19 protein-coding genes are annotated in these 11,862 nt (G+C 69.9%); 16 read left to right on the forward strand and 3 right to left on the reverse strand.

Going from position 1 to position 11,862, the window contains the following annotated elements; genetic code table 11:
• Positions 1-8: 8 nt before the first annotated feature.
• On the forward strand, positions 9-512 hold the full coding sequence (locus R2D22_RS18915; RefSeq protein ID WP_318105092.1) for a hypothetical protein: 504 nt from the start codon (positions 9-11) through the stop codon (positions 510-512).
• Between the two features lie 255 nt (positions 513-767).
• Positions 768-959, forward strand: a complete 192-nt coding sequence (locus tag R2D22_RS18920; RefSeq protein WP_318105093.1) for a hypothetical protein — start codon at positions 768-770, stop codon at positions 957-959.
• A gap of 705 nt (positions 960-1,664) precedes the next feature.
• Here the strand turns inward: R2D22_RS18920 and R2D22_RS18925 are convergent.
• Positions 1,665-2,477: a protein phosphatase 2C domain-containing protein gene (locus R2D22_RS18925; RefSeq protein WP_318105094.1), complete on the reverse strand. Its 813-nt coding sequence runs from the start codon at positions 2,475-2,477 to the stop codon at positions 1,665-1,667.
• 1 nt (position 2,478) lies between these two features.
• Positions 2,479-3,324 (reverse strand): sigma-70 family RNA polymerase sigma factor, encoded by an 846-nt coding sequence (locus tag R2D22_RS18930; RefSeq protein WP_318105096.1) that lies wholly within the window; start codon positions 3,322-3,324, stop codon positions 2,479-2,481.
• 157 nt (positions 3,325-3,481) lie between these two features.
• On the opposite strand from R2D22_RS18930, the gene R2D22_RS18935 reads away from it, so the two are divergent.
• From R2D22_RS18935 to R2D22_RS19000, 14 genes are all read left to right on the forward strand, one after another.
• Complete coding sequence (locus R2D22_RS18935; protein WP_318105097.1) at positions 3,482-3,811, forward strand: SCO3933 family regulatory protein; 330 nt, start codon at positions 3,482-3,484, stop codon at positions 3,809-3,811.
• Position 3,812: 1 nt separating this feature from the next.
• Positions 3,813-5,153, forward strand: a complete 1,341-nt coding sequence (locus tag R2D22_RS18940) for an FtsK/SpoIIIE domain-containing protein (protein ID WP_318105098.1) — start codon at positions 3,813-3,815, stop codon at positions 5,151-5,153.
• Positions 5,154-5,162: 9 nt separating this feature from the next.
• A complete protein-coding gene (locus R2D22_RS18945; RefSeq protein WP_318105099.1) occupies positions 5,163-5,339 on the forward strand; it encodes a hypothetical protein in 177 nt (58 codons plus the stop codon).
• Positions 5,336-6,010: a DUF2637 domain-containing protein gene (locus tag R2D22_RS18950; protein WP_318105100.1), complete on the forward strand. Its 675-nt coding sequence runs from the start codon at positions 5,336-5,338 to the stop codon at positions 6,008-6,010. The genes R2D22_RS18945 and R2D22_RS18950 overlap by 4 nt, the downstream gene beginning before the upstream one ends.
• A 20-nt stretch (positions 6,011-6,030) precedes the next feature.
• Positions 6,031-6,216, forward strand: a complete 186-nt coding sequence (locus tag R2D22_RS18955) for a mobile element transfer protein (RefSeq protein ID WP_318105101.1) — start codon at positions 6,031-6,033, stop codon at positions 6,214-6,216.
• A 14-nt stretch (positions 6,217-6,230) separates the two neighbouring features.
• Positions 6,231-6,548 carry a SpdD protein gene (locus R2D22_RS18960; protein ID WP_318105103.1) on the forward strand — a complete coding sequence of 106 codons (318 nt, stop codon included), beginning with the start codon at positions 6,231-6,233 and terminating at the stop codon, positions 6,546-6,548.
• A 1-nt stretch (position 6,549) separates the two neighbouring features.
• Positions 6,550-6,786: a hypothetical protein gene (locus R2D22_RS18965; RefSeq protein WP_318105104.1), complete on the forward strand. Its 237-nt coding sequence runs from the start codon at positions 6,550-6,552 to the stop codon at positions 6,784-6,786.
• A 93-nt stretch (positions 6,787-6,879) separates the two neighbouring features.
• Positions 6,880-7,059 carry a hypothetical protein gene (locus R2D22_RS18970; protein WP_318105105.1) on the forward strand — a complete coding sequence of 60 codons (180 nt, stop codon included), beginning with the start codon at positions 6,880-6,882 and terminating at the stop codon, positions 7,057-7,059.
• Positions 7,056-7,307: a hypothetical protein gene (locus R2D22_RS18975; protein WP_318105107.1), complete on the forward strand. Its 252-nt coding sequence runs from the start codon at positions 7,056-7,058 to the stop codon at positions 7,305-7,307. Before R2D22_RS18970 ends, R2D22_RS18975 begins: the two co-directional genes overlap by 4 nt.
• Positions 7,300-7,485 carry a hypothetical protein gene (locus R2D22_RS18980; protein WP_318105108.1) on the forward strand — a complete coding sequence of 62 codons (186 nt, stop codon included), beginning with the start codon at positions 7,300-7,302 and terminating at the stop codon, positions 7,483-7,485. Before R2D22_RS18975 ends, R2D22_RS18980 begins: the two co-directional genes overlap by 8 nt.
• Before the next feature lie 4 nt (positions 7,486-7,489).
• On the forward strand, positions 7,490-8,884 hold the full coding sequence (repSA, locus tag R2D22_RS18985; protein ID WP_318105109.1) for a replication initiator protein RepSA: 1,395 nt from the start codon (positions 7,490-7,492) through the stop codon (positions 8,882-8,884).
• Between the two features lie 2 nt (positions 8,885-8,886).
• The gene (locus tag R2D22_RS18990) at positions 8,887-9,099 is read left to right on the forward strand and encodes an excisionase family DNA-binding protein (protein WP_318105111.1); all 213 of its coding nucleotides are present in this window, start codon (positions 8,887-8,889) and stop codon (positions 9,097-9,099) included.
• The gene (locus tag R2D22_RS18995) at positions 9,099-10,277 is read left to right on the forward strand and encodes a tyrosine-type recombinase/integrase (protein WP_318105113.1); all 1,179 of its coding nucleotides are present in this window, start codon (positions 9,099-9,101) and stop codon (positions 10,275-10,277) included. The genes R2D22_RS18990 and R2D22_RS18995 overlap by 1 nt, the downstream gene beginning before the upstream one ends.
• A gap of 232 nt (positions 10,278-10,509) precedes the next feature.
• Positions 10,510-10,953 (forward strand): hypothetical protein, encoded by a 444-nt coding sequence (locus tag R2D22_RS19000; protein ID WP_318105115.1) that lies wholly within the window; start codon positions 10,510-10,512, stop codon positions 10,951-10,953.
• Between the two features lie 63 nt (positions 10,954-11,016).
• Here R2D22_RS19000 and R2D22_RS19005 read toward each other — a convergent pair whose 3' ends face one another.
• Entirely contained in the window at positions 11,017-11,835 is an 819-nt protein-coding gene (locus R2D22_RS19005) for an isocitrate lyase/PEP mutase family protein (protein WP_318105117.1), read from the reverse strand.
• Between the last annotated feature and the right edge of the window lie 27 nt (positions 11,836-11,862).

Raw genomic sequence — 11,862 nt, forward strand, 5'->3', positions numbered from 1 at the left:
CTTAAACCATGGGAGAGAACCAGGCACTCCGGAGGGCGTTGGGGGTGGCGCAACGGCAACTCGCGGAGGCTGAATCCGAGCTTCGGGAGGTACAGGAGCGCGTGCACAACCTGCGGTCCGTTGTGTACGGGCTCAAGCAGATCTTCGAACCGGGAGACTCCGTCCGGAGCCACGAGGGGCGGCAGGCCGACGGTGCTGCCACTCCCGTGAGCGGAACCGCTGTGTCGGCGTCTCTGTCGAGGAGGGACGCGCCCTCCTTGTCCTTGCGGAGGGCCGCGCAGGTCTTGCTCGACTCGGGTCGGCCTATGCGGATGCAGGAGATCGTCGATGAGTGGCGCCGGCGCGGCTGGGTCGACCCGACCTGGAAGGCGCCCAAATCCGCGATCAACATGACGTATCAGCGTGCGTTGCGGGCGGGACTTGTCGATCGCATGCCTGACCGCTCGTGGGTAGCAAGCACGCCCGTGTATACCGACGCGGGCGATGAACCTCGGGCCGGTGAGGGGGGGTGATGAAGGCTATTGCGTGGCTATCGGGGTGCCCATGGAGTCCCGCACTCCATGCAGTGCGGGACTCCCGCATACCCCGAAATCGATCCGTCCGGGCGCATGCAGACGGCTCCCTGCTTCGCGCTGCCAGGAACGCGAAGTTCGAACCAGCCGCTTCCGCAGGGGCACGTGGCGCTCGCCCCATCGCCTTGAGTCGCGGCCCGCCGTGCACTCAGATCCACAACGTTCACTGAATCACTACTCACAAGGAGAATCGGAATGACCCGACGACATGGGCCGATGGGCCCCAACGGCGAGTGGAAGACCGGACAGAGGGTTCCGGCCACTGGCGTCTACACCGATCAGTACGGTGTGTCCACGTTCCATGAGGCTGGTGCCACGTTCCCGCCGTGCATCGACCGCAAGGGCGAAGCCGCCTACCGGACGCTGAGCCAGGCGCGTACCGCCTAGCCGAGGCACTTGATGGTTGCCGCCATCTAGCGCCAGTTTTACCCGTGAGGGGTGGAGGGCCACTGGCCTTTCACCCCTCTTCCCTTGCCCTCGCGGTCGTGCGTCGAGCAGTCCGGAGGAGTGTCATTGGACCGGATCGTGGCCTCCGTGTCTAGAGGGCCACAGTTCCCTCACCCGAACGAATCTCGGTAGACGCACTGTCAGCGTACGACGCAATGCTTCTAGTGGGCGACTCGGGTCCGCCGGAAAACAACCTTCGTCGACTCGAACTCCCATCCCGTCTGCCGTCGGCCCACACGTATGTGGAGCGGGCGCGGTGCCGGGCGTCCAGGTGGAGCGCGCCACTGTACGAACGACCTGGACGCCCGGTGCCGTGTCTGCTCGGCTTGTCCTGGGTCGATGGCAGACGGGATGGGAGTCCCCACCGCCACACCCCACCGGCCGGCACCTGCGTATGGCGCCCCGCCATCCCGGAGCCTGAGGCCCCCGCCGGAGGCATGTCGGTGACAGATGGAACCGCGGCGTTGGGGCTCGACTCATGCCCTTGGGCCTATCCCGTCTTGCAGGGGCGCGCGTCGGCGTAGTGCGCGCGGAGCGGGCCGAAGGCAGGAGCGCAGCGCGGAGCGGAGCCGGGAAGCGCGCCCGGCGGAGCGGCAGCGCAGCCGGGTGCCTTGATGAGGTAGAGAAACCTGTAACAGCTCGCTCCTAGGGGCGGGCGAAGATCACAGTTGCATCGTCGTGCATCTTGGAGCGGGGCCATCGGTCAAGGGCTGGGTCGCTGAACTCGGCGTCGCGCACCTGCTTGATGAGGTCGGCCGGCCCGTGTTGTTGCAGTGTGTCGAGGCAGGCTGACCAGTCCCCGAGAGCGAACGTGTCCACGAACCGGGCCGCACCGTCGGTAAGAAGCGCTGCCCGTCTCACGTGTGCAAGGGGCGTGCTGCCCGTGATCGCTTCCTCCGCGGCGCCCGGGTCTGCGGCGGCTACCCAGTACCCGCCCGGTGTGTTGCGCATTGCTCGCTCGGCCTGGACCAGTCTGGTGTGTGTGCGCCCCTCCTCGACTGATCCCGGCACGGCTGTTCTCAGGGCCGCTCGTTCTTCGCTTGCCACCCCCGCTAGGCGTTGATCAGTGATGACCTCGGGCTCTCCCCCGTGGTCGAGGACGAGAGCGGCGTCACCCAGAACGAGCCACTCGGCCTCCGCGCCCCGGCTTCGCAGGACGGCGACCGTCGCCGATGGTGAGAACGGGCTGTCGACGTCGCAGGTGCCGCGGTGAAGATCCGTCGTGTTCCGAATGGCCGTGGCGAGACAGCCGGCCAAGTTCCCCCGGGCCTCGACGGCTTCGCTGTGCAGCGCGCTGCCCAGCGTCCGGGCGAACCACGCCACGCCGTGAATACACCCAGTGGGCAGCCCTTCGGGCGTGCCGGCTCCGTCGAGAACCACCACGCATTCAGCACTGCCAACGGCGAAGTCTTCGTTGGACCCCCCGGGACGGGCGGCACTGGACAGGGCGACGTGCATCTCAACTCGCCTCGTGCAGAAGCACCTCGCTGGCTGCTCGGCTGTGTTCGATCGTCTTCGTCCCCGGCTCGTAGTCGCAGCCGACGACCATCGAGAACTGAGCCATGCCGGCCTGCTTGTAGAGGTTCGCCAGATGCTCGGTGAGGAAGTGCGCGACTCCCAGGGAGCCAACGGCGTGCACGCCAGCGATCAGCAGGAACGTGCCCTGCCCGTCAGGCCGCGGGAGGCGACCCAGGTACGCCACGTCTGAGGGGGCGGGGTTGTCCGGATCATCGCTCGGGGAGGTGTACGTCTTGCCGCTCGCCCGCTCGATGAGCGCCCATCGGCCGTCCGGCAGCGTCTCGAACGAGAGCCGGGGGTCGGCCTGGAGAGCTGCCGCAGTCATGGAGGAGGTCTTGGGGCCGCAAACGACGATGAGGTCTTCGCGGTTGAGGTCGACTTCGCCGGTCGTCGGGATGTACCCCAGGTCTCCATCGAGCTGGAACTGATGGGCCAGCGCCACCAGCTTCTGCCCCGCGGAGCTGTCCTCCAGCGCCACGTAGTCGCGCTCGCCCGGACGCATGGGGACGAGCACCTGTGCGCGCTCGGTGCCAAGGAACACTCGCTCCGGCGCGGGGCCGGCGTCACGGAGCTGTGCGACGCGCGCCCGACTGACGCCCATCAGCTTCGCCACGTCGGCCATCGAATACCCGTGATCACGCAGCCAAGCAATGCTCTCCTTGCGCATCCGCGAGGTCTCGACGACGGCAGCTTGCAGCTCTCCCATCAGGTCCACAGCGGCTCTCACGCGGAGCGCGTGATCTTGCATGTCGGCGACGCGTCGCACTTCTTCAATCAAGGCGAACACCTCGCGGAACCTGACAGAGATCTCTCTTCATACGGCGCATGCTAAGGGGGGGTTGACACCTCGCGCCAGTCGGGTGCATCTTGGGGTGGTAACCCCCCCTTAACAGAGGCGGGGTCGACGCCCGGGGTGTTAAGCCCCTCTTACCGGGAGTGTGGACATGCCGTCCTTCAAGATCGACCTTTCGACCGCCGTGGTGTTCGTCGCGACCGCGCCCGTGCCGAAGCTCGTCAGCCAGAAGACCGGGGAGCGCGCCATGGACCGGGAGACCGGCGCCGGCCTGTCGACGGTGGGCCTGCTGATCTCGGACGAGGGCGAAGGCAACCTGTATCAGGTGACCGTCCCGGAGACCGGCATCCCCGCGGGTCTCGCGCCCGGCGCGCCGGTGCGGGTGGTCGGCCTCAAGGCCCGCGACTGGGAGAACGAGTTCAACGGCCAGAAGCGGCACGGCATCTCGTTCCGCGCGGTCGCGGTCACCTCGGCGGCCTGAGATGACCGACCTGTCCGCGGTGCTTGAGGCGACGGGCCTCCTTGCTGGTGCCGGCGGTCTCGGCTACGCGAAGGTACGCGCCCCTCGCGTGTACTGGTCGCTGGTCGGACTGCCGGTCACCTGGGGCCGGTTCACTCTGACGTACCGCTCGACCATGGACGTCTGCGGGCTGACCGTTCAGCCCTCGCGTCTGCGGGCGTTCCTCACCCGGAACGTCGCGCGCCGTGAGGTGCTGCCGGTCGCGCCCAAGGTGCGCCGGGTCCGCGGCACTTCGACCGGCCTGCGGGTGACCCTGCGGCTCCCCGCCGGCCTGGAACCGGCCGACGTGATCGCGGCCTCCGAGCGACTGAGGCATGCCTGGGGAGTGCACTCGGTGACCGTCGCCGAGACCAAGCCCGGGTTCGTCGAGCTGCGGATGACCGGCTACGACGTGCTGCGCCGGGTCCGGATGCCGCGTGCGACTCGCATTGACGGTCTGGCTGTGCCGGTGGCGCTTCGCGAGGATGGCACTGCGTACGTCCGGGACTATCAGAAGGTGCCGCATGCGCTGACGCTCGGGGCCAACCAGTCGGGCAAGTCCGTGTATCAGCGGAGCCTGATCAAGAGTCTCGCGCAGGTGCCGGTTGCGCTGGTCGGGATCGACTGCAAGCGCGGGGTCGAGCAGTCGGCGTACGCGCCTCGGCTGTCGGCTCTGGCGATCACGCCGGATGCTTCTGCGTCGCTGCTGGATGTCCTGGTCGAGCAGATGGAATCGCGCTTCGACCTGCTGAGTCTCCACGGTGTCTCGGATGTCTGGGAGCTGCCGGAGGGGTTACGGCCGGTGCCGATTGTCGTCCTGGTGGATGAGGTGGCGGAGCTGTTCTTGATCTCCTCGAAGAAGGATGAGGAGCGTCGGGAGCGGATCGTCACCGCGCTGATCAGGCTCGGGCAGATGGCTCGTGCGGTCGGGATTTACCTGGAGGTGTGCGGCCAGCGGTTCGGTTCCGAACTCGGCAGGGGCGCGACCATGCTCCGTGCCCAGCTCACCGGCCGTGTGGTGCACCGCGTCAACGACAAGCAGACCGCCGAGATGGGGCTTGCCGATGTGGCCCCGGACGCGGTCATGCCTGCCGGCCTGATCCCGGCCGAACGTCCCGGAACCGCGGTCGCCGCGGACTCCTCCGGTGGCTGGGTCAAGATCCGCACTCCGCGTACGTCGCGCGATGAGGCGGCGGCGGTCTGCCGGGAGTACGCCCACCTTGTCCCGGAGCTGCCGGCCCTCGACCCGTACCGCCCGCACGTGCCCGCCGACCTTCCCGCCCGCGGCCCGTCCCTGGTCAAGCCGCGGCCTGTCACGGAGTAGGGGACTGCCATGGCTACGCCCACCAACGTGAAGCCCGTGCCCTGCCCCTCGTGCGAGGGCCGCGGGGAGGTCTCCCACACCGTCCGCGTCGGACGCAAGCGCCGTGTCGTCGGCGAACAGTCCGGCCTCTGCCTCACCTGCCTCGGCACCGGCGAAGCGCCGGCCGGTGAGGAGCGGTCATCGTGAACCGCTCGATCCGACCCGATGCCGTTCTCGTGCAGGCCGTGATTGCCGGTGCTCTGTCCTTCGCGCACCTGCACGACCTGGCCGCGGCTGCCGGGCAGGACGGTTGGAAGGCATGGGCCTACCCGGTCAGCGTCGACCTGCTGTTGGTCGCCGCCTGGCGTCGGATGCGATCGGACGCGGGCAACCGCGACGCGTGGTTCTGGTTCGCCATCGCGCTCACGGCATCGCTCGGTGCCAACGTCGCCACCGCGGGACTGCTCGACATGGGGGACGTCCCGGACTGGCTGCGCATCCTCGTCGCCGGCTGGCCCGCCCTGGCCTTCCTCGGCGGCACCCTCCTCGCCCACGCACCCGGACCGACGACCCCGGAGCCGGAACCGACCCCGGAGCCGCTGGTGCCAGCGGTCGAAGTGCAGCGCATCGACCAGCCCGACCCGGTGCCGGCACCGGCGGAGAGTCCCGCACCGCCCGAGGAACTGGCACCGGCACCGGCCGCGCTTCCCGCCGACGCCCCGGCCGTGCCGCGGGCCTTGCTCGACCACGCCCGCTCGATCGCAGACGCGCACCGAGCCTCCACAGGGCAGCCGATCAGCGCCGATGCGCTCTCCGCGCGGCTCGGATTGCCGGGCCCGACCTGCAACGCGATCGCTGCTCAGCTCCAACTCGCCTGATCAGGAAGGAGATTCACGAGATGCGCCCGAACCGCTTCTACGACGTGATCAAGGTCGGCCCGGTCAAGGTCGGCACCTACAACAACGGCCGCGGCCAGACCCGACACACCGCCGCCTGCACCGCCCCCGGCTGCGGCTTCTCCACGGAGCACCGCGACCGCTCGGCGGCCGAACTCGCCGCCCGCACCCACCGCTGCAACGCGTGACAGGAGGAAGCTCCATGTTCACCCCGAAGTACCCGCCCCTGGACACCGCCCCCGCGGCCCCGCCCCGCGTGATCACGACCGACAACACCCCGGCCACCATCACACCGGCACCGGCACCGGCCCCGGCCCCGGTCGCCCCCGCCCCGAACCGCCGCACCGTGCAGATCACCCCCGGCGCCGCGCTCGCCCTCGTCGGTGGCGGTACCGCCGCGGTCCTGGTCGTCGGCACGGTCCTGGTCTCCATGCTCCTCGCGGTCGCCATCACCGCCGCCTCCGTGGCCGTGTGCGCCGTCGTCATCAAGTCCCTGCTCAACCAGGAAAGGAAGCACTGACATGGGCCTCTTCAGCCGCAAGAACAACGACACCCCGTCCAACCCGGAGATGGCCGAACTGGGCCGCGAGTACGCCATCGCCAAGCGCCACGGCGACCGGAAGAGCCTCGGCCGGATCAACCGGCAGATCGGCACGGCCGGCATGAGCGACACGGACCGCGCCTCGTTCGAGAGCGGACGCGACTCCTACGACGCCATCCCGCCCGCCTACTCCAAGCGCCGCAACCGCCGACGCTGACGGCCCCCGGGGCGGCCTCCGTCGCCAAACTTCCGCCGCCCCGGGTGCCTTCCACCTTCCAGATCCCTCAAGACCCGAAAGGGAAGCCCCATCATGCCTCAGCACGCCCAGAACACGCGCGTCTGTCGCGCCTGCGACGGCTTCGCCATCGCCGCCATCACCACCGGCACCCGCCACCGCGACGGCACCCGCGCCACCCTCCACGTCGCGTGCCCCACCTGCCGGGGCCTCGGCCACACGGCCCCCGCGGCCCTCGCCTCGGTCGGGCGGTGATCGGAGTGGATGGCATCACCGTCAACGGTCACCTTCGGCCGGACACCCGCGTCCGCGTCACCCCCTTCCCCGACAACTTCCGCCCCTTCGTCAGCCTCCGCATCGAGGGGGACGACATCGAGATCGCGCTTCTCACCTCCTCCGGTTCCGCCGACGCCCTGCGAGACCTCGCCGCCGCCGCAACTGAGGCAGCCGACACCCTCGACGCCCTCACCGCCGATGCCGCGGAGGCGACCGGCCGTGGCTGACCTCACCCCCACCCCGGACCGCCCCGGCCTGCACATCAGCAAGCCGTCTCCGTCCGCCCCCGCATCGGCCAAGGCCGTCTGCCACTGCGGCGCTTCAGCCTCCGCCACCGGAGACACCCAGGTCGCCACCCTCGTCACGGGCTGGAATGCCCACCACGGCACCGCCCACGGGAAGTGATCACGTGACCGACGCCGCTACTGCGGCGGGCCTGGACCCGGCCACCCTCGCCGATGTGCTGAGGCTGGCCGGGTCCACCGGCTTCGACCGCATCCAAGAGCAGATCCGCCGCACCGGCGGCTGCACCGACCCGATCCGCCTTCAGGGCTCCACCGTCACCCGCGACGCCGGCACCGGACACGTCCTCCACTCGTACTCGACCGCCGATGAGCCGGGCGGCTTCCTCCGCGTCGCCTGCGGCAACCGCCGCGCCTCACGGTGCCCGTCGTGCGCATGGACCTACGCCGGGGACACGTACCACCTCATCCGCGCCGGCCTCATCGGCGACCCGACCAAGGGCACCCCCGAGACCATCCGGGATCACCCGCGGGTCTTCGCCACCCTCACCGCCCCCTCGTTCGGGCCGGTCCACAACCGCCCCGGCAAGCGGTCCTGCCGCTGCGGCACCCGCCACGCCGAGGACGCGCCCGAACTCGGCACGCCGCTCGACCCGGACGAGTACGACTACGCCGGTGCCGTGCTGTGGAACAACCATGCCTCCGAGCTGTGGCGGTACTTCACGATCTACCTGCGCCGAGAGATCGCCCGCGGTGCCGGCCTGACGCAGAAGGCCGCTCGTGAGCTGTCCCGTGTGTCCTTCGGCAAGGTCGCCGAGTACCAGAAGCGCGGAGCCGTCCACTTCCATGCCGTGATCCGCTTCGACGGACCCGACGGGCCGTTGAGTCCTCCGCCGGCCTGGGCCACCCTCCGCCTGCTGGACGACTCGATCCGGGCCGCTGCCGCCCGCGTCGCAGTCGACGTGCCCGCGGTCGACGACCAACCGGCCCGCCGCCTCCAGTGGGGCACTCAGCTCGACGTGCAGCCCATCGGGGCCTTCGGCAACGGCGAAGAGATCACCGAACAGGCCGTTGCCTCCTACGTGGCCAAGTACGCCACCAAGGCGGCCGAGACCACCGGCACCGTTGACCGCCGGATCGGCAATAAGGAAGCCCTGATCCTGCTCGACGTGCCCGACCACCCCGCCCGGCTCATCGCGGCGTGCCTCGACCTGCACGCCCTGTACCCCGACCGGAAGTTACGGGACTGGGCCCACATGCTCGGCTTCCGCGGCCACTTCTCCAGCAAGTCCCGCAGCTACTCGACCACCCTCGGCGCACTCCGACAGGTCCGCGCCGACTACCGCGCCGCCCAGCAACGCGCCGCCCTCGGACTGCCCGACCCGGACGACGCAGAGGGAACGACGCTGACCCTCGCCCACTGGTCCTACGCCGGCCACGGTCACACGCCCGGAGAGTCCTGGCTCGCCGCCAATGTACGCCGGGACCTTCAGCACCAACGCGAGCAAGCCCGTGACATCCGCGCCGAACTCGAAGTCACCGACACCATGGGGGAGTGGTGACCATGGACCGACTGCTCAACGTTGACCAGGTTGCCGAACTCCTCGGCACCACCGTGCGGTTCCCGCGGCGGCTGATCGAGGAGCGTCGGATCACGTTCGTGAAGGTCGGCCGGCATGTCCGCATTCCCGAGAGCGCCGTCTCGGCGTTCGTCGATGCCAACACGGTTCAGCCGGTCATCATCCGGCCCGTGGCTCGGCTGAGGAGGGCTGCCTGATGGCCCGCAAGAGGAAGTCTCGCCGGAGCTTCGGGCGGGTGCGCAAGCTGCCCTCAGGCCGCTATCAGGCGCGCTACCCCGGCCCTGATGGTGTCCTTCGCCCGGCTGACCGGACCTTCGCCACCACGACCGACGCAGATCTCTGGCTGGCCAAGAAGCGCGTGGAGATCGAGGACGGGCGCTGGATCGATCCGGCGGAGGGTGCAACCACCGTGCGGGATTGGGCGGCTCGCTGGCTGGCTGCTGTCGCGCCCCAGCTCAAGCACAAGACGCAGGCGTCGTACCGGTCGCTGATCGAGTCGCGGATCAATCCCGCGCTTGGTGACCGCGAGCTGTCCAGTCTTCGACCGATCACTGTGGCTGAGTGGATCGCCGACATGAAGGGTGCAGGGCTCAGCGCCTCGCGGATCCGGCAGGCGTACCGGGTGCTGTCCCAGGTCATGGCCTCGGCCGTCGACAACGACCTGATCGCGCAGACTCCGTGCCGCGGTGTGCGCCTTCCTCGGATGCCGCAGACCGAGCCACACATCCTGACGCAGGTGGAGGCGTCACGGATCGTTCGGAGTGCCAGCGCACCGCATGACCTGCTGATCGCGCTGCTCGCCTTCGCCGGCCTCCGAGTCGGTGAGGCGTTCGCAATCCGTCGCGTGGACGTCGACGTAGCGGGCCGCCTCCTGGTGGTGGACGAGAACCTTGCCGAAGCGAACGGGGCCCTGGTCTTCGACACCCCGAAGTCGCATCAGAAGCGTGTGCTGACCCTGGCGCCGACGCTGGCGAAGAGGCTGGGTGCGTACCTCGACACACTGCCGGGCGGTGATGACGCGCTCCTCTTCACGAACAGCTTCGGTCGGCCGCTGCGCTACAACCAGTGGCGCAAGGCGCACTTCGACCCGGCGGTCGCGGCGGCCGGCCTCTCGGACGTCACCCCGCATGATCTGCGCGCGTCCCATGGCACCTGGGTTGCCGATCAGTACGGTGTGATGACCGCGGCTCATCGACTCGGCCACTCGAACGCGAGTGTCACGACCCGGCATTACGCTCGCCCCGTGGCCGGCCGTGACGCAGAGGTGGCTACCGCTTCTGACGCCTGGCTCGAAGGACACGAGAAGGCCGATGGGGCACGCAAGGGGCACGATGACGATGACGATGGCTCTGCCGGTGTCCCTGCGCGCGTCTGACCTGTGGCGGAGCGCACGGCGGCCTTGATCGCCGAAAGGTCTTGAAAACCGTCGTGGCAGCGATGTCACCGTGGGTTCAAATCCCACACCCACCGCCCTGGTGAAGTGGCCCCCGACCTGGTGTTCAGGTCGGGGGCCGCTTCTGTTCCGGTGGGTGTGGCCGCCGAGCGGCGGTGTCAGTGCCCGCTGTTAGCGTCCGGTTCGATCTGGCCGAGCTGGGTGGGAGGGACGTATGGGCGCGTCGGGGTGGGACTACGCGGTGCCGTATCAGGAGGATCTGGTCGGGGCGTTCGAGGGGCTGCGGCGGAAGGTCTTCGCGGAGCGGGACTACTACTGGGGGCCGGGCGGCGACTACCTGCCGGAGGAGGAGCGGCTGCCGTGGCCCGAGACCGAGGAGGAGCTGTGGGGGCACGAGCTCGTCCAGCACGACGGGACGCACTCGATCCTCGACATCTTCCGGATCATCGGGTCCGACGAGGAGCCGGACTACGGCACGGTCAAGCAGGTGACCGAGGAGGAGGCGCTGCGGGTCCTCGGCACGCGGCGGCTCACCAGGGAGCACGTGCCGCGGTTCGAGGAGTTCGACCACTGGCGCTGGTACGGGCGGTGCGCCGTGCTCCATGACGAGCAGGGGGAGCCGCGGGAGATCTACTTCTGGGGCTACTCCGGCGACTGAACCGGCGCCCACCGGCCCGTTCGCGGGGTCCTCGGGCAGTGGGCCTCGTTCGCGGGTCTTCGGTCAGCGGGCCTCGGCGAGCAGGGTGTTGAGTTCCGGGAAGGCGATGCCCTCGGAGAGCGAGTCGTAGCCACCGGTGCGGTAGAACTCCTGCGCGGTGCGGCGGGCGGCGGCGTAGGCGGCCTGCGCCACGCCCGCACCGAGACTGACGCGGGCCACGCCCAGGGCGCCGAGCTCGGGGACGGCCGGGGTGCCGGGGCCCGCCATGACGTTCAGCGGTACGGAGATGTCGCCGGCCAGCGCCTCGATGGTGGCGGCGTCGGTGACGCCGGGGACGAAGATGCCGTCCGCGCCCGCCTCGACGTAGCGGCGCGCCCGGGCCAGCGTGTCCGCGAGCCGGGTGTCCGGGTCGCCGAGCTCGAACAGGTAGGTGTCGATCCGCGCGTTGACGAACAGGTCGGTGCCGGCCCGGCCGACGGTCCGCCGGACCGCGGCCAGCCGCGCCGCGAGCTCCTCCGGGGGCCGGGTGCCGTCCTCGATGTTGATGCCGGCGGCGCCCGCCGCGAGTACGCCGGCGACGGTTTCGGCGACCTCGTCGGCGTCCTTCCCGTAGCCGCCCTCGATGTCGGCGGTGACGGGAACCGCGACGGACGCGACGATGCGGGCGATCGCGTCCAGCGCGCGGTCCCGGGTGAGGACGTCGCCGTCCGGAGCGCCCAGCGACCACGCGACGCCGGCGCTGGTGGTGGCGATCGCGGGGGCGCCCGCGGCCTCGACGACGCGGGCGCTCGCGACGTCCCAGACATTGGCCAGCAGGAGGGGCGCGGCGGGGGTGTGCAGGGAGCGGAAGAGATGGGCCTTGTTCGGCTGCGCGGTGGTCATGGACGCAGTGAAACACCGGCCCCGCAC

Origin of the sequence: Streptomyces sp. HUAS YS2 (assembly GCF_033343995.1) — a bacterium.
Classification (GTDB): domain Bacteria; phylum Actinomycetota; class Actinomycetes; order Streptomycetales; family Streptomycetaceae; genus Streptomyces; species Streptomyces solicathayae.

Excerpts from the sequence above, each read along its gene's own strand:
- R2D22_RS18915 (WP_318105092.1), top strand. The coding sequence starts at position 9 with ATGGGAGAGAACCAGGCACTCCGGAGGGCGTTGGGGGTGGCGCAACGG.
- R2D22_RS18920 (WP_318105093.1), top strand. The coding sequence starts at position 768 with ATGACCCGACGACATGGGCCGATGGGCCCCAACGGCGAGTGGAAGACC.
- R2D22_RS18925 (WP_318105094.1), bottom strand. The coding sequence starts at position 2,477 with ATGCACGTCGCCCTGTCCAGTGCCGCCCGTCCCGGGGGGTCCAACGAA.
- R2D22_RS18935 (WP_318105097.1), top strand. The coding sequence starts at position 3,482 with ATGCCGTCCTTCAAGATCGACCTTTCGACCGCCGTGGTGTTCGTCGCG.
- R2D22_RS18940 (WP_318105098.1), top strand. The coding sequence starts at position 3,813 with ATGACCGACCTGTCCGCGGTGCTTGAGGCGACGGGCCTCCTTGCTGGT.
- R2D22_RS18945 (WP_318105099.1), top strand. The coding sequence starts at position 5,163 with ATGGCTACGCCCACCAACGTGAAGCCCGTGCCCTGCCCCTCGTGCGAG.
- R2D22_RS18955 (WP_318105101.1), top strand. The coding sequence starts at position 6,031 with ATGCGCCCGAACCGCTTCTACGACGTGATCAAGGTCGGCCCGGTCAAG.
- R2D22_RS18960 (WP_318105103.1), top strand. The coding sequence starts at position 6,231 with ATGTTCACCCCGAAGTACCCGCCCCTGGACACCGCCCCCGCGGCCCCG.
- R2D22_RS18965 (WP_318105104.1), top strand. The coding sequence starts at position 6,550 with ATGGGCCTCTTCAGCCGCAAGAACAACGACACCCCGTCCAACCCGGAG.
- R2D22_RS18970 (WP_318105105.1), top strand. The coding sequence starts at position 6,880 with ATGCCTCAGCACGCCCAGAACACGCGCGTCTGTCGCGCCTGCGACGGC.
- R2D22_RS18990 (WP_318105111.1), top strand. The coding sequence starts at position 8,887 with ATGGACCGACTGCTCAACGTTGACCAGGTTGCCGAACTCCTCGGCACC.
- R2D22_RS18995 (WP_318105113.1), top strand. The coding sequence starts at position 9,099 with ATGGCCCGCAAGAGGAAGTCTCGCCGGAGCTTCGGGCGGGTGCGCAAG.
- R2D22_RS19000 (WP_318105115.1), top strand. The coding sequence starts at position 10,510 with ATGGGCGCGTCGGGGTGGGACTACGCGGTGCCGTATCAGGAGGATCTG.
- R2D22_RS19005 (WP_318105117.1), bottom strand. The coding sequence starts at position 11,835 with ATGACCACCGCGCAGCCGAACAAGGCCCATCTCTTCCGCTCCCTGCAC.